The sequence below is a fragment of the Pseudomonas sp. W2Jun17 genome (genome assembly GCF_023127795.1).
Classification (GTDB): domain Bacteria; phylum Pseudomonadota; class Gammaproteobacteria; order Pseudomonadales; family Pseudomonadaceae; genus Aquipseudomonas; species Aquipseudomonas synxantha_A.
The window spans coordinates 293,841-314,748 of the sequence record NZ_SPKO01000024.1; the positions used below are offsets into that span (position 1 = coordinate 293,841).

Below are 20,908 nucleotides of genomic sequence, written 5' to 3' on the forward strand. Positions count from 1 at the left end.
GCCTGCTGTATGTCTATGAGCCGCCCATGACCCCCATCACCCACGCCCAGCTCGACTGGGATGACCAAGGTCGCCCGCATTCGCGGGTGTTCGACGACGTGTACTTCTCCGACCAGTCGGGCCTTGCAGAAACCCGCTATGTGTTCCTGGAGCAGAACCGCTTGCAGGAGCGCTTTGCTGGCTTGCCAGCGGGCGGGCGGCTGGTGATCGGCGAAACCGGCTTCGGCACGGGTTTGAATTTTCTCTGCGCCTGGCAATTGTTTGAGCAACACGCACCGGCCGGCGCGCGCCTGCACTTTGTCAGCGTGGAAAAATATCCGCTGAGCCATGCCGACCTGCAACGCGCCCTCGCCCTCTGGCCTGAACTGCAACCCTTGGCCGAACAACTCTTGGCGCAATACATCGCCATTCACCAAGGCTTCCAACGCCTGGTACTGGATAACGGCCGCGTGGTCCTGACCCTGTTGATCGGCGATGCTCTGGAGCAATTGCCGCAACTGGATGCGCAGATCGACGCCTGGTTTCTGGACGGTTTCGCCCCGGCGAAAAACCCCGATATGTGGACCGCCGAACTGTTCGCTGAACTGGCGCGCCTGGCCGCTCCGGGCTCGACCATCAGCACCTTTACCAGCACCGGCTGGGTACGGCGCCTGATCAACGCCGCGGGCTTCAAGATGAAGCGCACGCCGGGCATCGGGCATAAGTGGGAGATCCTGCGTGGAGAGTTTCTCGGCTGGCCCGACGAGACGCCGCCGCCCGCAAAAAGCAAACCCTGGTTCGCTCGCCCCCCAGCCATCGACGGTGAACGCCACGCCATGGTTATTGGCGGTGGCCTGGCCGGTTGCGCAACGGCTGCCAGCCTGGCCGCCCGCGGTTGGCGCGTCAGCTTGCTGGAACGCCATGCCAGCCTGGCGCAGGAAGCCTCGGGCAACCCTCAGGGCGTGCTGTACCTCAAGCTGTCGGCCCATGGCACCGCATTGTCCCAACTGATACTCAGCGGTTTCGGCCACACCCGCCGCCTGCTGGAGCACTTGCACCGTGGCGTGGATTGGGATGGCTGTGGTGTGTTGCAACTGGCGTTCGACGCCAAGGAAGGCCAGCGCCAGGCCCAACTCGCCGACGCCTTCGCACCGGGCCTGCTGCACCTGCTCGACCGCGAGCAGGCGCAACAACAGGCTGGAATCCAACTGGCCCACGGCGGCCTGTTTTTCCCCGAGGGCGGCTGGGTGCATCCACCCGCACTGTGCCAGTGGCAGGCGACGCATCCGCTGATTGAGGTGCTCAGCCACCATGAGGCGCTTGAACTGGACCGGCACGACGACCAGTGGCACGCTCGCGCCGGCGATCGCGTGCTGGCCAGCGCCAGCGTGGTGGTGCTCGCCGGGGCGGCGGAGATCAAGCGTTTCCCCTTGAGCGCAGACATACCGCTCAAGCGTATTCGCGGGCAGATCACCCGGCTCGCACAAACCCCAGCCAGTGAGGCCCTTACTACTGTGGTCTGTGCCGAGGGTTACGTCGCACCAGCCCGCCTTGGTGAACATACCCTGGGCGCCAGTTTTGACTTCAACAACCAAGACCTCACACCCACGCTCGCTGAACACACCGGCAACCTGGAGATGCTGCGCGAGATCTCCACAGACCTGCTGCAGCGCCTGGGCGCCGACCGCCTGGCGGCCGAACAGTTGGAAGGGCGTGCTGCGTTTCGCTGCACCAGCCCCGATTACCTGCCGATCGTCGGGCCGCTGGCCGACCATGAAGCGTTCCAGCAGGCTTATGCCGTGCTGGGCAAAGACGCCCGGCAAGTACCGGATACGCCGTGCCCCTGGCTGCCCGGGCTGTACCTCAACAGTGGCCATGGCTCCCGCGGCCTGATCACCGCACCACTGTGCGGCGAACTCCTGGCCGCCTGGCTGAATGGCGAACCGCTGCCGGTACCGGCCAGCGTGGCCGCGGCTTGCCACCCCAACCGGTTTACCCTGCGCGCTCTGGTTCGAGGCCAGGCCGCAGCCCGTAAAGAGCGGGATTGATGGCTAGGCGGCCATCTGCCTTATAACTTATCGGTCTAAAACTCCACGCATAGCACTGGGTCAGTTTCTGGGTACGCGCCGTTTGGCGCATTGAGTATTGACCCCTCCCCAACGGAAAAACCGGTAAGGAACTTATGTGTGGATTAGCTGGCGAGTTACGCTTTGATCATCAACCTGCCGACCTGGCAGCCGTAGAACGCATCACTCATCACCTCGCCCCCCGTGGCCCCGACGCATGGGGCTTCCACGCCCAAGGGCCGATTGCCCTGGGCCACCGCCGCCTGAAAATCATGGACCTGTCGGACGGCTCCGCGCAGCCGATGGTTGACGCCCAACTGGGATTGTCCCTGGCGTTCAATGGCGCGATCTATAACTTCCCGGAACTACGAGAAGAGCTGGAAGCCCTGGGCTACGCCTTCTATTCCGGCGGTGATACCGAAGTGCTGCTCAAGGGCTACCACGCCTGGGGCGAAGCACTGCTGCCCAAGCTCAACGGCATGTTTGCCTTCGCCATCTGGGAACGTGACGCCCAACGTCTGTTCATCGCCCGTGACCGCTTGGGCGTAAAACCTTTGTACCTGTCGCGCACCGGCCAGCGCCTGCGTTTTGCCTCGGCGTTACCGGCGTTGCTCAAGGGCGGCGACATCAACCCGATCCTCGATCCGGTCGCTCTCAACCACTACCTGAATTTCCACGCCGTGGTCCCCGCGCCGCGCACGCTGTTGGCGGGCATTGAAAAGCTGCCGCCCGCCAGCTGGATGCGCATCGACGCAAGCGGCAAGACCGAACAGAAAACCTGGTGGACCCTGCCGTACGGGCCCCATGAGGACGAAAAACACCTGACGCTGGAAGACTGGACCGACCGCGTGCTCGACAGCACCCGCGAAGCCGTGGCCATCCGCCAACGCGCCGCCGTGGATGTGGGCGTGCTGCTCTCCGGTGGCGTCGACTCGAGCATGCTCGTCGGCCTGCTGCGTGAAGTCGGTGTGCAGGACCTGTCCACGTTCTCCATCGGTTTTGAAGACGCCGGTGGCGAGCGCGGCGACGAATTCCAGTACTCGGACCTGATCGCCAAGCATTACGGAACTCGCCATCACCAACTGCGCATCGCCGAAAGCGAGATCATCGAGCAACTGCCGGCGGCGTTCCGCGCCATGAGCGAGCCGATGGTCAGCCATGACTGCATCGCGTTCTACCTGTTGTCGCGGGAAGTCGCCAAGCATTGCAAGGTGGTGCAGAGCGGCCAGGGCGCCGACGAATTGTTCGCCGGTTACCACTGGTACCCGCAGGTGGATGGCGCAAGCGACCCGTATGCCGCGTACCGCGAGGCGTTTTTCGACCGCAGCTACGATGACTACGCGGCCACCGTCGCACCGAAATGGCTGACCGCCAACGACGCTGCCGGCGACTTTGTGCGCGAACATTTTGCCATGCCGGGCGCGGAAGCCGCCGTAGACAAGGCCCTGCGCCTGGACAGCACGGTGATGCTGGTGGACGACCCAGTCAAACGCGTCGACAACATGACCATGGCCTGGGGCCTGGAAGCCCGGACACCGTTCCTCGACTACCGCCTGGTAGAACTCTCGGCCCGCGTACCGGGCAAGTTCAAACTGCCCGATGGCGGCAAACAGGTGCTCAAAGAGGCCGCGCGCCGGGTGATCCCCAGCGAAGTCATCGACCGTAAAAAAGGTTACTTCCCGGTCCCCGGCCTCAAGCATTTACAAGGCGACACCCTGAACTGGGTGCGCGAGTTGCTGCTGGACCCGAGCCAGGACCGTGGCCTGTTCAACCCGGCCATGCTCGATCGCCTGCTGACGGACCCTCAGGGTCAACTGACCCCATTGCGCGGCTCCAAGCTGTGGCAACTGGCGGCGCTGAACCTGTGGCTCAGCGAACAAGGAATCTGATCCATGAAACCTAACGCCGCGGCGTATAGCCAACGCTTGATCAAAGGCCAGGCGCCGACCTACGAGCGCCTGCAGGCCCGGCTTGCCGAAGACGGCAGCCCGCAAGGTCCCGAACCGATTGCCGTGCATTGCGGTTGGGGGCGTTTGTTGATCGGGCATACGTTTCCCGACCCTGCCAGCCTTGCCCTGGAGCTGCTCAACGAACAGCCCGGCGAACGTGATATCGCTCTGTATGTGGCCGCGCCCCAGCAAATCCTCGGGATCGACCCGCAGCAGTTATTCCTCGACCCGTCAGACACCTTGCGCCTGTGGTTCAGTGACTACCGCCCCGCCACCCGTGTGTTTCGCGGTTTTCGGATCCGTCGGGTACAGAGCGAAGCCGACTGGCACGCCGTCAACTTGCTGTATCAGGGCCGCGGCATGTTGCCCGTCGACGTCGAACGCCTCACACCGCGCCATCAAGGCGGCCCGGTGTATTGGCTGGCGGAAGACGAAGACAGCGGCGCCGTGATCGGCAGCGTGATGGGCCTCAACCATCAGAAAGCCTTTCACGACCCGGAAAACGGTTGCAGCCTGTGGTGCCTGGCGGTAGACCCACAGTGCACCCGCCCCGGCGTGGGTGAAGTGCTGGTGCGCCACCTGGTGGAACACTTCATGAGCCGTGGCTTGAGCTACCTGGACCTGTCGGTGCTGCACGATAACCGCCAGGCCAAGAGCCTTTACGCCAAGCTGGGTTTTCGCGCACTGACCACCTTTGCGATCAAGCACAAGAACGGCATTAACCAGCCGCTGTTTCTCGGCCCGGGGCCGCAGGCGGGGTTCAATCCGTATGCGCGAATCATTGTCGAAGAAGCCCATCGGCGCGGTATCGATGTGCAGGTGGATGACGCCGATGCCGGGCTGTTCACCCTCAGCCACGGCGGGCGCCGCGTGCGGTGCCGCGAGTCACTGAGCGATTTGACCAGCGCCATCAGCATGACCCTTTGCCAGGACAAGAGCCTGACCCACAAGGTGCTCAAGGCCGCTGGCCTGAAGTTGCCTGCGCAGCAGTTGGCAGGCAGTGCCGACGACAACCTGGAGTTTCTGGACGAGCACCAGCGCGTGGTGGTCAAGCCGTTGGATGGCGAACAAGGCCAGGGCGTGGCGGTGGACCTGCGAACGATCGAGGAGGTGCAGCAAGCCATCGAAACGGCACGCCAGTTCGACAGCCGCGTACTGCTCGAAAGCTTTCACGAGGGCCTGGACCTGCGCATCCTGGTGATCGGTTTCGACGTAGTCGCCGCCGCGATTCGCCGCCCCGCCGAAGTGATCGGCGACGGTCAGCATTCGATTCGTGCGTTGATCCAAGCGCAAAGCCGACGTCGTCAGGCCGCCACCGATGGCGAAAGCAAGATCCCCCTGGACGGCGAGACCGAGCGCACACTCAAGGCCGCCGGCTACGACTACGACAGCATCCTGCCCCGGGGCCAGACCCTGGCCGTGCGGCGAACTGCCAACCTGCATACCGGCGGTTGTCTGGAAGACGTCACCGCCATCCTGCACCCGACGCTGGTGGACGCCGCCGTGCGCGCCGCCCGTGCCCTGGATATTCCCATGGTCGGCCTGGACCTGATGGTGCCGGCGGCCGACCAACCGGAGTACGTGTTTATCGAAGCCAACGAACGGGCCGGGCTGGCCAACCATGAACCGCAACCAACTGCAGAGAAGTTTGTGGATTTGTTGTTTCCACACAGTCAACCGGCCGCTTGAGGCTTGTGTTGAATGTGAAACCGCTATCGGGGGCAAGCCCCCTCCCACATTTTCCTGTGTTCACACATCAAGGGTGGGAGGGGGCTTGCCCCCGATGAGGCCGGCACTGGCAACGAATCTCTCAACCCTATCATCGAAACCATCGATGCCCTCAACTCATCAGGAGTTTCCATGACCAGAACCATCCCAGAACCCGATCTCGCCTACCTGCAAAAAGTGCTGCTGGAGATGCTCGCCATTCCCAGCCCCACCGGATTTACCGACACCATCGTGCGCTACGTCGCCGAACGCCTGGAAGAACTTGGCATCCCGTTTGAAATGACCCGGCGCGGCACTATTCGCGCCACCCTCAAGGGCCAGAAAAACAGCCCTGACCGTGCCGTCTCTGCGCACCTGGACACCATCGGCGCCGCCGTGCGAGCGATCAAGGACAACGGCCGCCTGACCCTGGCACCGGTGGGCTGCTGGTCGAGCCGCTTTGCCGAAGGCAGCCGGGTCAGCCTGTTCACCGATAACGGTGTCATCCGCGGCAGCGTATTGCCGTTGATGGCGTCCGGGCATGCGTTCAACACCGCCGTGGATGAAATGCCGGTCAGTTGGGACCATGTGGAACTGCGCCTGGACGCCTACTGCGCCACTCGTGCCGACTGTGACTCCTTGGGCATCAGCGTCGGTGACTATGTAGCGTTCGACCCACTGCCGGAGTTCACCGAAAGCGGGCATATCAGCGCCCGTCACCTGGACGACAAAGCTGGGGTCGCCGCCCTGCTCGCCGCGCTCAAGGCAATCGTCGACAGTGGCGAACCGCTGCTGATCGACTGCCACCCGCTGTTCACCATCACCGAGGAAACCGGCAGTGGCGCAGCGGCCGCCCTGCCCTGGGATGTCAGCGAGTTTGTCGGCATCGACATCGCCCCGGTCGCCCCGGGCCAGCACTCCAGCGAACACGCGGTGAGCGTGGCGATGCAGGACTCCGGCGGGCCGTACGACTATCACCTGTCGCGGCACTTGCTGCGCCTGGCCGCCGATAACGACTTGCCGGTGCGCCGCGATCTGTTCCGCTATTACTTCAGCGATGCGCACTCAGCGGTTACCGCCGGCCATGACATTCGCACCGCCCTGCTGGCCTTCGGTTGCGATGCCACCCACGGCTACGAGCGTACCCATATCGACAGCCTGGCCGCCCTGAGTCGCTTGCTGGGCGCCTATATCCTCAGCCCGCCGGTCTTTGCCAGCGATGCGCAACCGGCCCAGGGTTCCCTGGATCGGTTCAGTCATCAGATCGAGCATGAAACGCAAATGGAGAGCGACACCCGCGTGCCGTCGGTGGACAGCCTGGTCGGAAACAAGTCCTGACGCTGGCGACAGCTGCTACTGGCAACATAGGTCCCGGCGCAGTAGCATCGCCGGGACCTGACACCTGAGGCTTGTATGCTGATTCCCTACGATGCACTTGAAGTCGACACCCTGACCCGCCTCATCGAAGACTTCGTCACCCGCGACGGCACCGACAATGGCGACGACACGCCGCTGGAAACGCGTGTGCTGCGCGTACGCCAGGCGCTGACCAAGGGCCAGGCGCTGATCGTCTTCGACCCCGAGAGCGAGCAATGCCAACTGATGCTCAAGCACGATGTACCCAAGCATCTGTTCGACTGAAAACCCCGCCTAAGGATTGGGTACCGACACGGGATGCGTGACGGGCCCCTGGCGTTCGCGGATCTTCTGGTAAACCTCGGCGCGGTGCACATTGACGCCCACGGGGGCTTCGATACCGAATTTCACGTGGGTGCCGTTCACTTCGAGAATATAGACGGTGATGTCATCGCCAATAGCGATGGCTTCGCCTATGGTGCGGCTTAAGACCAGCATGGCGTGTGTCCTTTTCAAGTAGCAGGACCTGGACCATGCGCCCTTGGAAATGGACCGGCAATGGCTTGCTGGAAAATCAGGCATTACCTACACAGGTAGGTAATTTGCCTGACAGACTCCATCCAAATCAGCCCTTAACGACCTGCGCCTTCGCGCGCATCTTGTCGGCCATCAGCGTCATTTCGTCATACAGCAACTGCGGGTTTTTCTGCTTCAGGGCCCAGGCCATGCGCCCTTGCTCATGGGGCAGGATCATGAATTCGCCCGCGGCCACGCGGTGGTAGATGTAATCGGCGATATCGGTCGCCGAAATAGGTGAACTTTCAAGCAACTTGCCCACCTGCGCCTTCATGGCCGGGGTCGGCCCACGGAAGGAGTCGAGCAGGTTGGTCTGGAAAAACGATGGGCACACCACGTGCACGCCCACTTCCTGCTGCTTGAGCTCGACCAGCAGGCTTTCCGACAACGCCACTACGCCGGCCTTGGCCACGTTGTAGTTGCTCATGGCCGGCCCCTGCATCAATGCAGCCATCGACGCGATGTTGATGATCCGGCCCTTGCTCTTCTCCAACAGCGGCAGGAATGCCTTGCAGCCCTTGACCACGCCCATCAGATTGATTGCGATCTGCCAGTCCCAATCCTCCAGAGACAGTTCGGCGAAGAACCCACCCGAGGCCACGCCTGCGTTGTTGACGATCACATCAATGCCGCCGAGCTTGACCTCGCACGCCTGGGCAAACGCGGTGAGCTGGCTGTAGTCGCGCACGTCGCAGCGCTGGATAAACCCTTCACCCCCCGCCTCGCGCACAAGTTTGAGGGTCTCCTGCAAACCGGGCTCACTGACATCCGACAACGCCAACTGCCAGCCCTCACGGGCCCAGCGCAGAGCGATTTCACGACCCAGGCCGGACCCGGCGCCAGTGATCATCATGCGATTTTGCATAGGAAGTAGCCTTGTGGTTTACCGAAGAAGTGACCGGCAGTGTAGCGAAGGTTTTTCCCGCACCCACGCACCATCAGATTGATGAATGCCCCAGGCAAACCGTGGGCCGGGTCGCAGGCACGCATATAGCCCAAGTTCAATTTTTTTCAACTGATTAGTTCAAGTTGCGCACGGGTTAAAAGAAATAAGCAACTAATCAAAATGTTTTAGAAAAACAATGAATTTTCTGCGAAGTGCATGAGTCGGAATGGTTAAGACGTCCCGATGCACATGGACGAGATAACGGTCAAACAGCCGGTTTTTGCACAGAACCTATAAGGAATAAAACCATGAGCCTCATTCTAATCATTATCCTGATCCTTCTATTGGTCGGCGGCCTGCCAGTGTTCCCGCACTCGCGTAACTGGGGTTATGGACCGTCGGGTATCCTGGGTGTGGTGCTGGTCGTCCTGCTGGTGCTGTTGTTGCTCGGCAAGATATAAAAGCCGGGACAAAAAAAGAGGCCTCGATCGAGGCCTCTTTTTTATTGCCGGTCAGTTAGTCCGGCTTACCATCTACAACACCTGCGGTGTTATCCAGCAGGCTCTTGGTAGCGGTCTGCAGGAACGACTCAAGTTTCTGCTTGAGCGCAGCTTCGTCCGGCGACTCAGGGATCACCTTGCCAGTCGGTTCGGCGCCCAGGGTGTATTCCCACAACTTGGGTGGCATTTCCTTGGGCAATACCAGTACGCGGTCAGCGGTAAGCAAGGCCACGGTCTGGTCGCTGCCCGATGGCTTGATCACGCCGAAGCCCTTGTCGCCTTCCGGCAGGTTCAACAGGTCACGCCCCCAGCACTGGTGCAACGTGTCGCCACCCAGGCGGCCCATGATGGTCGGCACGATGTCGATCTGGGTGCCCACGGTGTGGTCACGTACGCCGAACTTTTCCTGCATGCCCGGTGCGATCATCAGCATCGGCACGTTGAAGCGGCCCAGGTCCATTTCAGTGATCTGTTGCTCGTTGCCGAAACCGTGGTCGCCCACAATCACGAACAGCGTTTCCTTGAAGTACGGCTCCTTGCGGGCCTTTTCAAAGAACTGGCCCAAGGCCCAGTCAGAGTAGCGCATGGCCGTCAAATGCTCGTTGAGGCTGCCACGGTCGGTGACTTTTTCAACCGGCAATGGCGTCGGCAACGCGTACGGGGTGTGGTTGGACAAGGTTTGCAGCAATGCGTAGAACGGCTTGCCGCCTTCACGGGCTTTGAGTTCCTCCAGGCCACGGTTGAACATGTCCTGGTCGGACACGCCCCATGTCGGGTCGGAGAACACCGGGTCGACAAAGTCATTACGGCCGATGAAGTTGGTCATGCCCTGGTTGCTGAAGAAGCCCGACTGGTTGTCCCAGGCGAAATCGCCGTTGTAGACATACACATCGTCGAAATCACGCGCACTGAGCAACTGCGGCAGGCCCGACAACTTGTGGCTGCCTTCCGGGGTCTGCATCAGGTATTCGAAGCCCGGCAGGTTCGGGAAGCAGGCCATGGTGGCGAACATACCCTGGTGGGTGTGGGTACCGTTGGAGAAGAAGCGGTCGAACAGCAAGCCTTCCTTGGTCAGCTTGTCGAAGTACGGCGTGATATTGCCCGGACGGCCCAATGCGCCCACCGAGTGACCGGCAAAGCTTTCCATCAGGATCACTACGACGTTCTTGATCGGCAGGGTTTTCTCGGCCGGCGGCGTGAAATCACGGCGCACGGCAGCGGTGTCGGTATCCACCAGTTTTTCGCTCGGCAACACCAGCATGTCGCGCACGGTCTGGGTGGCCAGCGGTTGTTCGAGGGTGGCTTTCCAGATGTTGGCACGGTCTTCACCGAACCGCGCCTTGGCCGCCGCGATCAGCGACAGGGTGCCATTGAGGCCCAACTGGTTGGCGAAGTTCGAATCGGTGGTGTAGACATCCCCCCAACGCAATGGCGGGCCCTGACGCAGGGTGCCGCGAATGGCGACCACGGCGACCAGCAGGCAAACCACGAATACAGCGATGCGGCTGTACCACGGAGCCACCTGGCGCGTGCTGATCGTACCGCCGCTGAACGGGCCACGCGGGCGCGTTGCACGGTCGGCGCCCTTGAAGGCCATGCTCAGGATCAGCGTGCCCACGGCCCAGGCCAGCAGGTAGCGCACCACCGGGAAACCGTACCAGAGCATGCTCATCACGGTTTTCGGGTCTTCCTTCACATACTGGAAGACCAGGCCGTTGAGGCGCTGGTGGAATTCACGGTAGAAGTCCATTTCCATCAGCCCCAGGAACAAGGCGATGCTGGACACGACGGTCAGCCACAAACGGAAGAAACCCCGTGCCGCCATGGCCCGTACACTGAACAACGCCAGCAGCAACGGGATCAGCAGGTACATCACCAAGCGGATATCCAGGCGCAGGCCATTGGCGAACGCTTCCAGGAACGTCGAGGCCGGCGTGTCCAGGATCATCTCGCGGTTGTAGACCAGCAACGCCAGGCGCAGCAGGGAGAACATCACCATCATGACCAGTGCGCAGAGCAGCGTGTACGCCAGATGGGATTTGACGGTCGGTTGCAGCAGGCGATTTGAAGCTCGCTGCTGATTCAGGGCGTCCGGGTTTGCCATGTCGTTTTAGGACCCATTGGAAGTTTAAGTTGCGAAATAATGCAGTGGCGTCCGCCCTCGCCCAGGCTGGCTGGGGTAAGCGGTTTACGCGGTGGCACAAATGGTGCCCGATCAAGGCCGGCAAGGCTATTAATTACTGAACGTGCAACCTTGTCGTGTCTTTAAAGGCCCCAGGGATAGAGCCTTGGCAGGCGAATAAAGCCGGCGAATTGTCTTGGATGGAATGTGAAAATTCTGTACAGCGAATATTTCGATACACAAATTTTTCGAACAAATGTGGGAGGGGGCTTGCTCCCGATAGCGGTGTGTCAGTGAGCTTATTTGTCACTGATCCACCGCTATCGGGAGCAAGCCCCCTCCCACATTGACTGCGCCGACTCCAGGAGGAGTGAGGCGCTCAGATCCGCACGTTACCGCGTGGCCCAGCGATAGCCCAGATAATCAGACCCAGTACCGGCAACAGCAGGATCAACAGGATCCACAGCACTTTGGCGCCCGTACTTGCGCCGCTTTTGAACACGTTGATGATCGCCCAGATATCCAGCGCGAGGATGATCAGGCCAATCAGGCCGTTGAAAGTGGAACCCATGGTGTCGCTCCTAAGTGAGGGCATGCACTTGTAGGATAGTCAGCCTTGGCGGGGGTTCCGTTTTAATTTCAGACGTGCACGGCGATCTTCAATGCCTCAAGCGACGGCTCAGCCTTGATGCCGACTTCAGCGCACAGTTGCAGCACGCGCGGCAGGTCGTTGCCGAACACCAATACCGCCTGGATCTCATCATCGAGCAACTGACTGAAGTTCATCAGCACATAACCGCCGTCTTCCGGGCTCAAGGCGCTCATCTGAATCTGGATGCGGTTCAACGCGGTCAGGTCTTCAGTCTTGGTCAATTGCTTGGGCTTGAGATTGAACGCCACGCCCGGACCAAACGAGGCGACGATCTGCGCGAACAGGTCGCCGTAGGTATCAGCCTGAAACAACACCGTGTCGGGCAGGCTGCCGACCACCACCCACTCCCCCAGCGGTATCGGGAAGCTGTCGTCGTAGTTGATATCCGGGTTAGCCGCCAGGAAAGCGGCCGGGTCTGCGTAGGCTTGCGCCGCTTCGTCGGCGATACGTGCCACCTCGTCCTCAGCCATGACGCCGGCGCTGATTTTGCTGATGAGTTCGACGAGGGCGGTTTTCATGGGCGATCCTGTAGCGGGCGGGTTTTCGAGGGCGCGTAGCCTACACCAGTTTCTGCAACTGCGCCGCCGTATCCACCGCGCCCATGGTCTGTGCCGCAGCCAGTGCCGTGGCACCTTGAGCGTCGGTAGCCTTGGGATTGGCGCCTTGACCGAGCAGGTATTCGACCATTTCAACGCGGTTGAACATCGCCGCCATCATCAACGCCGTACGCCCGTCCGATGAGGCCGCCTCAACCGGCGTACCGCCTTCGATCAGGGCCCTAACCACCGGCAGGTTGCCTTTGAACGCCGCGCCGGCAATCGGCAACTGGTTCTTGTCATTGGCGATCAAGGGGTCGGCCTTGAATTCCAGCAGTACTTTTACCGCCTCGGCGTGTCCGTGGTAGGCCGCGAGCATCAACAAGGTGTCGCCATTGTGGTTACGAAAGTTGGCTGGCAAGCCCTTGGTCAACAACGCAGCGAGCATGGCTGCATCGCCGCGGCGGGCCACGTCGAAGACCTGCTCGGCAAATTCGGCGGCTTCGTCTTCGGTCATTTGTTTAGGCTGATCTGACATGGGGGCTCCTTGCTGAGGCGGCTTGTGTAACTGAATAAGGCGCCCAGTGTCGCGATGGAGTTCCCCCCTGTCATGGCTTTTTTGTCAAAAGCCGCCATAGCCAGAATCAATAACGAAAGTGCCCGCCCTGGATCTGCGCCAATAATTGCCCGGTAACCGGCACGTAGCTCTGCGAACCTGGCAGCCAGGCGTACACCGGGTCATTGCCGGCCTTGGCCGGGTCGAATGCTTCCTCTTTGAGTTTCATTTTCTGGTACTTGAAGGTGCCGGTGGTTTCCATTTTTACCTTGATCCGCAGGAACAGCGGCACCGCATAGTGCGGCAACTGGCCGTGGGCAAATTGCAGCAGTTCGCGCATGTCCAGGGCAGCCAGAGACTCACTCGGGGTGATGGCGACCATGCCAGCACGGCCATTGGTGTTCGCGATCTCGACACCATAAGCCACCACTTCGGCGATTTGCGGGTGTTGCAGCAGCACGTTTTCCACTTCGGTGGTCGAGACGTTTTCACCCTTCCATCGGTAGGTGTCCCCCAGGCGATCGACAAATTGCGCATGACCGAAGCCGATGCTGCGTACCAGATCGCCAGTATTGAAATACCGGTCGCCCTTCTCGAACACGTCGCTGATCACCACTTTGCGATTTTTTTGCGGGTCGGTGTAGCCATCGAACGGTGACTTTTCATCGATCTTCGCCAGCAACAAGCCATGCCCGCCCGTTGAGACCTTGTGCATGAACCCATCACTGCCGCGCAACGGTTCCCCTGTGTCCGGAGCGTAATCCACCAACGCCCAATGCTGCAGGCAAAAGCCGATGGTGTTGTCAAAATTCAGCACGTTGGTAAAACCTATATTGCCGTCACTGGCCGCATACAGTTCGCAAATATGCTCCACCTCATAGCGCTGTTTGAACTGCGCCCATACACCGGGGCGCAGGCCATTGCCGACCATCTTGGTCACGCGGTTATCGCGATCCTGTTCGCTGGGGGGCTGGTCGAGCAAATAGCGGCATAACTCACCGACATAGCCGAGGGTGGTCGCGTTGAACTTGCGCGCATCCTCCCAGAACTGGCTGGCGCTGAACTTGCGCCGAATGGCGAAGCCGGACGCGCCGATAATGGCCGAGCCCCAGCACACGCACAAACCGGTGCCGTGGTACAGCGGCAAGGTGCAATAGAGAACGTCGTGCGGTGCCATGTCCAGGGCAATCCTGCCGAAGCTCACAGCGGTTTTGGTCCAGCGCCCATGCTTCATGATGCCGGCCTTGGGCAAGCCGGTAGTGCCGGAGGTGTAGATATAGAAGCAGGGATCGTTGTAGGAAATCTGCGCGCAGATCGCAAGGTTGTCCACCGGGTGCCCGGCACTGGCCGCCATCAGGTCGATGTAGCCCTCAGGAACTGCGCCATCGGGTTGATCCGCCACAAACCAGGTGCGCTCGGCCGGAATCTGCACCTGATCGCGCACCGCTGCGTAGGCGCTCAGCAACTCTGCCCCCACCACAATGGCAACCGGGTCGACCAGCGTCAGGCTGTGCACCAGCGCTCCCTGGGTTTGCGACGTATTGAGCATGGCGCAGACGCCGCCCAGCTTGGCCACGGCCAACACGTTGAGCAGCAACTCGGGGCGATTTTCAATTAACAGCGCTACCACGTCGCCTTTGCGAATGCCCTGGTCATGCAGGTGATGGGCGATGCGATTGGCCTGCTGATTGGCGTCGCGATAGCTGATCACCTGGTCAGCGTAAAGCAGCGCGGCACCGTCAGGATTGCGCAAGGTCGCTTGCTCGAAATGCCAGCCCAGGCCGCAGGATTGCCTGGGGTCGGTGACATTGGCCGCGCGCATGCCGCGTACCACACGCGGGAGCGCCCGAACGATGGCAGGCACCTTTCGCAGCATCATGCCCCAGGTAATCATGTCGTTTTGCCGATGGCTCATGGCGGGACTTCCTTTTTCTTATTTTTGGTCGAGTCCAGATACCTGACGAGCTTGTAAGCACTCGCCAATGCGTTACAGGAAAATACGTCAGCCCTTCTTGGGCTGTACACGCGGGATTTGAAAAGTTTTGTATCCCAAAGGGCAGTCGCCGCAGGCAACGGAATTTTCCGGCAAAAAAGGCGGTCAATAGCTGTAAGGCAAGCCCGACACCTTCGCAAAGGCGCCGACTAAATAACGCAAAATGCAGGATGCACGATGGCCTTTCATGCAAATTGCACGAAAATGAAAATTCGATTATTTTATAAGTATCTGATTTTTAAAGACTTTTTTCTTTAAGCAATACTGGCACAATCACTGCACCTATCACTCCATGCTTGCCAACTTGAGCCAATGGAGCTGATAGACATGAGCCTGATCCAAGATAAATTCGCTTCGGTATTCTCCAACTACGACGTCACCACCCAGCCACGTCCTGACGGTGGGATCCTGTTGACCCTGCGCAACAGCGAAGGCAAACAGGTCAAGCGCTCGATCTCGTACCAGCAATTGCACACCGCCGATCAATTGACCTGGGTGATCAGCGCCATTCGCCGTGACCTGGCCGAACAAGCCAGCGAGCTGCCGCAGATTTCCATGCTGCAAAGCCAGAACCGCTTTGCGCTGCCGACCTACCATTCGGCATAAGCGACAGACATGAAAAGGGCCGCGACGCCGTTGAGCGTCGCGGCCCTTTTTTGTGCCTTCAGCACAAGCCTTGGCGAGTGGCTTCGTTTTTCGCCTGTACCCGGTTGGTCACGTCCAGCTTGCCGTAGATATTGCGCAGATGAAACTTCACCGCCGCTTCGGAGGTGCCGCGAATCTGGCTGATCTCCCAGATGGTCTTGCCCTCGGAAGCCCACCGCAGGATTTCCAGCTCCGTCGGGGTCAGGGGCTTGCCGGACAAGTTCAGGCGTTTTCTGATAGCCGTCGGCACGCTATCGATGGGGGCACACGTCTGCTCTGGGCTGCTCATCGCTCTCTCCTTATATCTGCTGATGCGGCACCGCCTTTCGGACTCCTCCTATTGACAGATGACATAAACATTGGCGCCGCACAGAGAGTTACATAACCAGCGGAGTGAAAGCGTACAACACAGAACAAACAGCTTCGCCCTACGAATATTCAGGCGTTTTCCCACAACAAGTTCCAACTTGCCCGGGTTGAACATTTAGATATTTATGCTTAGTCGTCCAGCCCTGGAAAACGCGCGGCAATGTTATCTGCGCTGAACGTCGGCACCTCGCCCTGGGCGGTGTTGAACAAACGCAGCGCCACCAAGTGCGGGTTCTCGCCGATGTCGAGCCAGTGCGACATACCCGCCGGGATAACCAACAGGTCATTTTTCTCGGCGCGCACGCCGTATACATAATCACCCACATGCAGCATGAACAGGCCTTGGCCGGCGATAAAGAAATACGCGTTATCTTCACGGCAGGTGCGCTCTACCAGGAAGGGGTCACGCAATTCGTGCTTCTGGGGATGGTCGCCCATCACGCTGATCACCTTCGCCGTGGCATAGCCGCGCGCATCGATCTGTGGACGGTACGCCGCGATCATTTGCGCGTCACTGGCGCCTTTCTCGATAACGCTGGGCTGCCAACGTTCAAAGCCTATGCGGTGTTCGGCCAGGGTCGACTGGATGTCGTCGAAATGGGTCAGCACCTTGTTGGGTGTGTCCGCGGTGGCGATGTGGTAAACGGCTACGTAACTCATTGCACGGTTCCTTGATTCGGCTCTTGCAATCGAAGGCCAATGATAATGGCGGCGGCCAGCGCAGCGACGCTGGCGATACTGAACGTCAGGGTCGGGCCCAGCAGGTTCCAGCTATAACCGGAATACAGGGCGCCGAGGGCACCGCCAGTACCGGCCAAGGCAGCGTACAGGGCTTGGCCCTGGCCTTGCTGACGGTCGCCGAAGCTGCGCTGCACAAAGGCAATCGCCGCCGCGTGAAAACTGCCGAATGTGGCTGCGTGCAGGAGCTGCGCCAACAGCAACACCCAGAAAAATTCGGCAAAGGAGCCCAGCAGCAACCAGCGCAGCGCCGCCAGCACAAAGCTGGCCAGCAGCACCCGGCGCACCGAAAAACGCGCCAGGATACGGCTCATGGCCAGGAACATCAGGACCTCCGCCACCACCCCCAGGGCCCACAACATCCCGATCACGCCACGGCTGTAGCCCAAGTGTTCCAGGTGCAGGGTGAGGAAGGTGTAATACGGGCCATGGCTCATTTGCATCAATGCCACGCAGGCATAGAACGCCAGCACCCCGGGGCTGCGCAATTGCTTGAGGAAACCGTCACCGGCCAAGCGATTGCCATGGCTGGCAGGCTGGGCATTGGGCACCCACAGGCTGGCGCCGATGATGCCGGCCATGATCACTACCACCACGACCGGGTAGATATCCAGGCTCAGCCAGTCGAGCAGGCGCCCCATGATCACTACAGTGAGGATAAAGCCGATGGAGCCCCACAGACGGATCTGGCTGTAGCGCGAGGTTTGCTTGTGCAGATGGGCCAGGGTGATGACCTCAAACTGCGGCAGCACCGCGTGCCAGAAGAATGCGTGCAGGGCCATGACCATCGCCAGCCAGGCGTAGGTCTTGCTGACGAAGATCAGGCAGAAACTGGCCAGGGTACAGGCCGCGCCAAATCGCACAATGGCCAGGCGCCGGCCGGTGAAGTCGCCGATCCAGCCCCACAGGTTAGGCGCCACGCAGCGCATCAGCATGGGGATGGCCACCAGTTCGCCGATACGCGCGCTGGAAAAGCCCAGGTGATCGAAGTACAACGCCAGGAACGGCGCCGTCGCCCCGAGCAGGGCGAAGTAGAACAGGTAAAAGCTGGAAAGGCGCCAGTATGGGAGCGGTGGGGTCATTTTATTGGGGCTGCTTCGCAGCCCGGCGCGAGCAAGCTCGCTCGCCACAACAAGCGCACTCACCCTGGCAAGCTCGCTTGCCGGCGGCGATCACAGTTGGCCCAGTACCGGCGTGGTCACGCGCACATCGGCATTTTGCCCACGGTTGCGCAGCAGGTGGTCCATCAACACGATGGCCATCATGGCTTCGGCAATCGGTGTGGCGCGGATGCCGACGCACGGGTCATGACGGCCCTTGGTGATCACGTCCACCGGGTTGCCGTGTACATCGATCGAACGGCCCGGTGTGGTAATGCTTGAGGTCGCCTTGAGCGCCAGGTGCGCAACAATCGGTTGGCCGGAGGAAATACCGCCAAGGATGCCACCCGCATTGTTGCTGAGGAAACCTTCAGGCGTCAGCTCATCGCGATGTTCGGTGCCGCGCTGGGCAACACAGGCGAAGCCTGCGCCGATTTCCACGCCTTTGACCGCGTTGATGCTCATCAGCGCGTGGGCCAGTTCGGCGTCGAGGCGGTCGAAGATCGGCTCGCCCAGGCCCGGCTTGACGCCTTCGGCCACCACGGTGATCTTGGCACCGACGGAGTCCTGGTCGCGGCGCAACTGGTCCATATAGGCCTCCAGCTCCGGCACCTTGTCCGGGTCGGGACAGAAGAAGGCGTTGTCTTGCACGCTGTCCCAGTTCTTGAACGGGATCTCAATCGGACCCAACTGGCTCATGTAGCCACGGATGACGATGCCTTGGGTGGCCAGGTATTTCTTGGCGATGGCACCGGCGGCCACGCGCATGGCGGTTTCACGCGCCGAGCTGCGGCCACCGCCACGGTAGTCGCGCTCGCCGTATTTATGGTGGTAGGTGTAGTCGGCATGGGACGGACGGAACACATCCTTGATTGCCGAGTAGTCCTTGGACTTCTGGTCGGTGTTGCGAATCAACAAGCCAATGGCGCAGCCGGTGGTGCGGCCCTCGAACACCCCGGAAAGGATTTCGACTTCGTCCGGCTCCTGGCGCTGGGTGGTGTGGCGGCTGGTGCCGGGCTTGCGGCGGTCGAGGTCACGCTGCAGGTCGTCCAGGGACAGCTCAAGGCCTGGTGGGCAGCCGTCGACAATGGCGACCAACGCCGGGCCATGGCTTTCGCCCGCGGTGGTGACAGTGAACAGCTTGCCGAAGGTATTGCCGGACATGCAGGGCGCTCCGTGAAATCAGTTGAATCAAGTCAACCGTAATAACTTAAGGCGGCCAGTATACGCAGGCTAACCGACTAGTTCATCCTCGAAACCTTACCGGTAGACATTGGTCCAACCGGCACCTCACTGATGATGGCGCGATGATGCTGCGAGTTCTGCTGTTCACCCTTACCCTGTTTACCACCGCGGTCCAGGCCGCCTCCCCTGTGGTACTGCAACGCCCTATCAGCCTGGACACCGGCAGCGGCCAACTGTTTGGCTCATTATTGTTGCCGCAGTCCGACAAACCGGTGCCGGTGGTGCTGATCATCGCCGGCTCCGGCCCTACCGACCGCAATGGCAACAGCGCCGACGGCGCCCGCAATGACAGCCTCAAGCGCCTGGCCTGGGTGCTTGCCCGACATAACATCGCCAGCGTGCGCTACGACAAGCGCGGGGTCGCCGCCAGCCTGGCCGCCACGCCGGATGAGCGCAACCTCACCCTGGACGCCTATGTGTCCGATGCGGTGGCCTGGGGCAAGCTGCTCAAGGCCGACAAGCGCATGGGCCCGTTGATTGTGCTGGGCCATAGCGAAGGCGCGCTGGTAGCCGCCCTCGCCGCGCCGCAACTGGCGCCGGCCGGGGTGATTTCCCTATCGGGCAGCGCCCGCCCGGTAGACCAGGTGATTCGCCAGCAACTGGCCGATCACTTGCCCCCTGCCCTGTTGTTGCGCAGCAATGAAATCCTCGACCACCTCAAGGCCGGCCAAGTGGATGCCGACGTGCCGCGCCCACTCGAAGGCATCTTCCGACCAAGCGTGCAGCCTTATCTGATCAGCCTGTTCCGCGCCGACCCATCGGCCGCCTTCGCCAGGCTGAACATGCCGGCGTTGATCATCCAGGGCACCAACGATATTCAGGTCGGCGTAGCGGATGCCCAGCAGTTGAAACACGCCAAGCCCGACGCGCAGTTGACGGTTATCGAAGGCATGAACCACGTGATGCGCATCGTGCCCAACAACGTGAAGCAGCAACTGGCGTCCTACAATGACCCGAAACTGCCCCTGGCTGCGGAACTGGGCCAGCGTATCGTCGCGTTTATCGACGGACTTCAACCCCGTTAAGCGACAATTTGCCTCCAGTCCTGGGCAAACCGGCCGATAAGTCCAGAGTCGACAGTAAAAAGACTGTCGGCTTGCTGGGCTTGGACAGGATCGCGCCGCATGACAACCACCGAAGCAACACCCGAATCTACCGCCGACACCTCGATTGCAACCGCGGCCGTCGAGGCGGCGGCCCTGCCGTGGGCGGACGTCCACGCCGAACACTTCAAGATGCTGCGCCTGGCTCCGCTGACCACCGACCGTGCCACTGGCGCACGGCCGTTGCGCTTTGTGCAGTTCGGCTATGCCGAGCGCCACGACAAGCACCACAGCCTGTTGCGCATGGTTATTCAACTGCCCGGCCAGCGAGTACGCCGCGAGCAGAACCACCTGGATATCTGGGTGGACCACGATAAACATCGCGTGCATTTCGGCCCAGGCAACAGCCTGGAAATCGAACCGGCCAACCGGGGGATCGGCCGTTTCCTGGTCGCTCAGGCCGCCGCCTGGGCGAAGAAGAAGTGGTCCCACTACCGCGTCGACGGTGTAGACCTGGCCAACAAGGACGCCCTCAACGAAGCCACGCGCCTGCGTCGTGATCACTTCCTGCGTATCCAGGGATTTGATGTGGCCTATGCCGACGTGCAGCACCTCAAAGGCAATGTGCAGCCGGGCAAGGTCGGCGACGTGCTGGACAGTTGGAACACCGAGAAGGTGCAGTTCGTGGAGATCCTCGAAGCCGCGCAGATGCTGCAACAGGCCGATCAGAACCTGGCGGAACAGGAAGTGAAGCTGCGCAAGGAAGAGGAAAAAGTCATCAAGTTCAAGCGCGAGGACAGCGGGCTGCGCTTTACCATCACGTGCCTGGTGGCGTTTACGGTGTTTCAGGCAGGGTTGTTGATCTGGATTGCCACTCACCGCTGACAGAT

General features: G+C 60.8%; 20 protein-coding genes. 9 read left to right on the forward strand and 11 right to left on the reverse strand.

From position 1 onward, the window contains the following. Positions 1–26: 26 nt before the first annotated feature. From mnmC to E4O98_RS13355, 5 genes are all read left to right on the forward strand, one after another. On the forward strand, positions 27–2,027 hold the full coding sequence (mnmC, locus tag E4O98_RS13335) for a bifunctional tRNA (5-methylaminomethyl-2-thiouridine)(34)-methyltransferase MnmD/FAD-dependent 5-carboxymethylaminomethyl-2-thiouridine(34) oxidoreductase MnmC (protein WP_248135479.1): 2,001 nt from the start codon (positions 27–29) through the stop codon (positions 2,025–2,027). Positions 2,028–2,161: 134 nt separating this feature from the next. Then, positions 2,162–3,934, forward strand: coding sequence for an N-acetylglutaminylglutamine amidotransferase (locus tag E4O98_RS13340; RefSeq protein ID WP_032880150.1), 1,773 nt, complete (start codon positions 2,162–2,164; stop codon positions 3,932–3,934). A gap of 3 nt (positions 3,935–3,937) precedes the next feature. Further along, positions 3,938–5,683 carry an N-acetylglutaminylglutamine synthetase gene (gene ngg, locus E4O98_RS13345; protein ID WP_078821927.1) on the forward strand — a complete coding sequence of 582 codons (1,746 nt, stop codon included), beginning with the start codon at positions 3,938–3,940 and terminating at the stop codon, positions 5,681–5,683. Positions 5,684–5,854: 171 nt separating this feature from the next. Next, positions 5,855–7,039, forward strand: coding sequence for an osmoprotectant NAGGN system M42 family peptidase (locus E4O98_RS13350; protein ID WP_005789901.1), 1,185 nt, complete (start codon positions 5,855–5,857; stop codon positions 7,037–7,039). A gap of 75 nt (positions 7,040–7,114) precedes the next feature. Then, entirely contained in the window at positions 7,115–7,342 is a 228-nt protein-coding gene (locus E4O98_RS13355) for a YheU family protein (protein WP_003192759.1), read from the forward strand. 9 nt (positions 7,343–7,351) lie between these two features. On the opposite strand, the gene csrA is transcribed toward E4O98_RS13355, so the two are convergent. Both csrA and E4O98_RS13365 read right to left on the reverse strand, forming a co-directional pair. Continuing rightward, positions 7,352–7,555 (reverse strand): carbon storage regulator CsrA, encoded by a 204-nt coding sequence (gene csrA / locus E4O98_RS13360; RefSeq protein WP_005789902.1) that lies wholly within the window; start codon positions 7,553–7,555, stop codon positions 7,352–7,354. Between the two features lie 127 nt (positions 7,556–7,682). Further along, positions 7,683–8,498 carry an SDR family oxidoreductase gene (locus E4O98_RS13365; protein WP_248135481.1) on the reverse strand — a complete coding sequence of 272 codons (816 nt, stop codon included), beginning with the start codon at positions 8,496–8,498 and terminating at the stop codon, positions 7,683–7,685. A 329-nt stretch (positions 8,499–8,827) separates the two neighbouring features. On the opposite strand from E4O98_RS13365, the gene E4O98_RS13370 reads away from it, so the two are divergent. After that, complete coding sequence (locus tag E4O98_RS13370; protein ID WP_003192767.1) at positions 8,828–8,980, forward strand: DUF3309 family protein; 153 nt, start codon at positions 8,828–8,830, stop codon at positions 8,978–8,980. Between the two features lie 55 nt (positions 8,981–9,035). Here the strand turns inward: E4O98_RS13370 and E4O98_RS13375 are convergent, their stop codons facing one another. The 5 genes from E4O98_RS13375 to E4O98_RS13395 all read right to left on the reverse strand — a co-directional run bounded on the left by E4O98_RS13375 (position 9,036) and on the right by E4O98_RS13395 (position 14,800). After that, on the reverse strand, positions 9,036–11,123 hold the full coding sequence (locus tag E4O98_RS13375) for an LTA synthase family protein (RefSeq protein ID WP_005789904.1): 2,088 nt from the start codon (positions 11,121–11,123) through the stop codon (positions 9,036–9,038). A gap of 397 nt (positions 11,124–11,520) precedes the next feature. Then, positions 11,521–11,712, reverse strand: a complete 192-nt coding sequence (locus tag E4O98_RS13380; protein WP_003172956.1) for a PLDc N-terminal domain-containing protein — start codon at positions 11,710–11,712, stop codon at positions 11,521–11,523. Between the two features lie 68 nt (positions 11,713–11,780). Beyond that, positions 11,781–12,311, reverse strand: a complete 531-nt coding sequence (locus tag E4O98_RS13385) for a hypothetical protein (RefSeq protein WP_005789905.1) — start codon at positions 12,309–12,311, stop codon at positions 11,781–11,783. Positions 12,312–12,351: 40 nt separating this feature from the next. Beyond that, positions 12,352–12,867: an ankyrin repeat domain-containing protein gene (locus E4O98_RS13390; protein ID WP_032880147.1), complete on the reverse strand. Its 516-nt coding sequence runs from the start codon at positions 12,865–12,867 to the stop codon at positions 12,352–12,354. Between the two features lie 106 nt (positions 12,868–12,973). After that, positions 12,974–14,800 carry a long-chain-acyl-CoA synthetase gene (locus E4O98_RS13395; protein ID WP_248135483.1) on the reverse strand — a complete coding sequence of 609 codons (1,827 nt, stop codon included), beginning with the start codon at positions 14,798–14,800 and terminating at the stop codon, positions 12,974–12,976. A 405-nt stretch (positions 14,801–15,205) separates the two neighbouring features. Between E4O98_RS13395 and E4O98_RS13400 the strand changes: the two genes are divergently transcribed. Further along, entirely contained in the window at positions 15,206–15,484 is a 279-nt protein-coding gene (locus tag E4O98_RS13400; protein ID WP_003172952.1) for a DUF3509 domain-containing protein, read from the forward strand. 58 nt (positions 15,485–15,542) lie between these two features. Here the strand turns inward: E4O98_RS13400 and E4O98_RS13405 are convergent, their stop codons facing one another. From E4O98_RS13405 to aroC, 4 genes are all read right to left on the reverse strand, one after another. Further along, the gene (locus E4O98_RS13405) at positions 15,543–15,812 is read right to left on the reverse strand and encodes a helix-turn-helix transcriptional regulator (protein ID WP_032880144.1); all 270 of its coding nucleotides are present in this window, start codon (positions 15,810–15,812) and stop codon (positions 15,543–15,545) included. A gap of 209 nt (positions 15,813–16,021) precedes the next feature. Further along, on the reverse strand, positions 16,022–16,552 hold the full coding sequence (locus tag E4O98_RS13410) for an acireductone dioxygenase (protein ID WP_032880142.1): 531 nt from the start codon (positions 16,550–16,552) through the stop codon (positions 16,022–16,024). Further along, a complete protein-coding gene (locus E4O98_RS13415; RefSeq protein WP_248135485.1) occupies positions 16,549–17,712 on the reverse strand; it encodes an MFS transporter in 1,164 nt (387 codons plus the stop codon). Before E4O98_RS13415 ends, E4O98_RS13410 begins: the two co-directional genes overlap by 4 nt. A gap of 90 nt (positions 17,713–17,802) precedes the next feature. Further along, entirely contained in the window at positions 17,803–18,894 is a 1,092-nt protein-coding gene (gene aroC, locus E4O98_RS13420; RefSeq protein WP_032880139.1) for a chorismate synthase, read from the reverse strand. A gap of 143 nt (positions 18,895–19,037) precedes the next feature. On the opposite strand from aroC, the gene E4O98_RS13425 reads away from it, so the two are divergent. Both E4O98_RS13425 and E4O98_RS13430 read left to right on the forward strand, forming a co-directional pair. Further along, positions 19,038–20,000, forward strand: a complete 963-nt coding sequence (locus tag E4O98_RS13425) for an alpha/beta fold hydrolase (protein ID WP_032880137.1) — start codon at positions 19,038–19,040, stop codon at positions 19,998–20,000. 99 nt (positions 20,001–20,099) lie between these two features. After that, a complete protein-coding gene (locus E4O98_RS13430) occupies positions 20,100–20,903 on the forward strand; it encodes a hypothetical protein (RefSeq protein WP_248135487.1) in 804 nt (267 codons plus the stop codon). Positions 20,904–20,908: the final 5 nt, after the last annotated feature.

Excerpts from the sequence above, each read along its gene's own strand:
- mnmC (WP_248135479.1), top strand. The coding sequence starts at position 27 with ATGACCCCCATCACCCACGCCCAGCTCGACTGGGATGACCAAGGTCGC.
- E4O98_RS13340 (WP_032880150.1), top strand. The coding sequence starts at position 2,162 with ATGTGTGGATTAGCTGGCGAGTTACGCTTTGATCATCAACCTGCCGAC.
- ngg (WP_078821927.1), top strand. The coding sequence starts at position 3,938 with ATGAAACCTAACGCCGCGGCGTATAGCCAACGCTTGATCAAAGGCCAG.
- E4O98_RS13350 (WP_005789901.1), top strand. The coding sequence starts at position 5,855 with ATGACCAGAACCATCCCAGAACCCGATCTCGCCTACCTGCAAAAAGTG.
- E4O98_RS13355 (WP_003192759.1), top strand. The coding sequence starts at position 7,115 with ATGCTGATTCCCTACGATGCACTTGAAGTCGACACCCTGACCCGCCTC.
- csrA (WP_005789902.1), bottom strand. The coding sequence starts at position 7,555 with ATGCTGGTCTTAAGCCGCACCATAGGCGAAGCCATCGCTATTGGCGAT.
- E4O98_RS13365 (WP_248135481.1), bottom strand. The coding sequence starts at position 8,498 with ATGCAAAATCGCATGATGATCACTGGCGCCGGGTCCGGCCTGGGTCGT.
- E4O98_RS13370 (WP_003192767.1), top strand. The coding sequence starts at position 8,828 with ATGAGCCTCATTCTAATCATTATCCTGATCCTTCTATTGGTCGGCGGC.
- E4O98_RS13375 (WP_005789904.1), bottom strand. The coding sequence starts at position 11,123 with ATGGCAAACCCGGACGCCCTGAATCAGCAGCGAGCTTCAAATCGCCTG.
- E4O98_RS13380 (WP_003172956.1), bottom strand. The coding sequence starts at position 11,712 with ATGGGTTCCACTTTCAACGGCCTGATTGGCCTGATCATCCTCGCGCTG.
- E4O98_RS13385 (WP_005789905.1), bottom strand. The coding sequence starts at position 12,311 with ATGAAAACCGCCCTCGTCGAACTCATCAGCAAAATCAGCGCCGGCGTC.
- E4O98_RS13390 (WP_032880147.1), bottom strand. The coding sequence starts at position 12,867 with ATGTCAGATCAGCCTAAACAAATGACCGAAGACGAAGCCGCCGAATTT.
- E4O98_RS13395 (WP_248135483.1), bottom strand. The coding sequence starts at position 14,800 with ATGAGCCATCGGCAAAACGACATGATTACCTGGGGCATGATGCTGCGA.
- E4O98_RS13400 (WP_003172952.1), top strand. The coding sequence starts at position 15,206 with ATGAGCCTGATCCAAGATAAATTCGCTTCGGTATTCTCCAACTACGAC.
- E4O98_RS13405 (WP_032880144.1), bottom strand. The coding sequence starts at position 15,812 with ATGAGCAGCCCAGAGCAGACGTGTGCCCCCATCGATAGCGTGCCGACG.
- E4O98_RS13410 (WP_032880142.1), bottom strand. The coding sequence starts at position 16,552 with ATGAGTTACGTAGCCGTTTACCACATCGCCACCGCGGACACACCCAAC.
- E4O98_RS13415 (WP_248135485.1), bottom strand. The coding sequence starts at position 17,712 with ATGACCCCACCGCTCCCATACTGGCGCCTTTCCAGCTTTTACCTGTTC.
- aroC (WP_032880139.1), bottom strand. The coding sequence starts at position 18,894 with ATGTCCGGCAATACCTTCGGCAAGCTGTTCACTGTCACCACCGCGGGC.
- E4O98_RS13425 (WP_032880137.1), top strand. The coding sequence starts at position 19,038 with ATGATGCTGCGAGTTCTGCTGTTCACCCTTACCCTGTTTACCACCGCG.
- E4O98_RS13430 (WP_248135487.1), top strand. The coding sequence starts at position 20,100 with ATGACAACCACCGAAGCAACACCCGAATCTACCGCCGACACCTCGATT.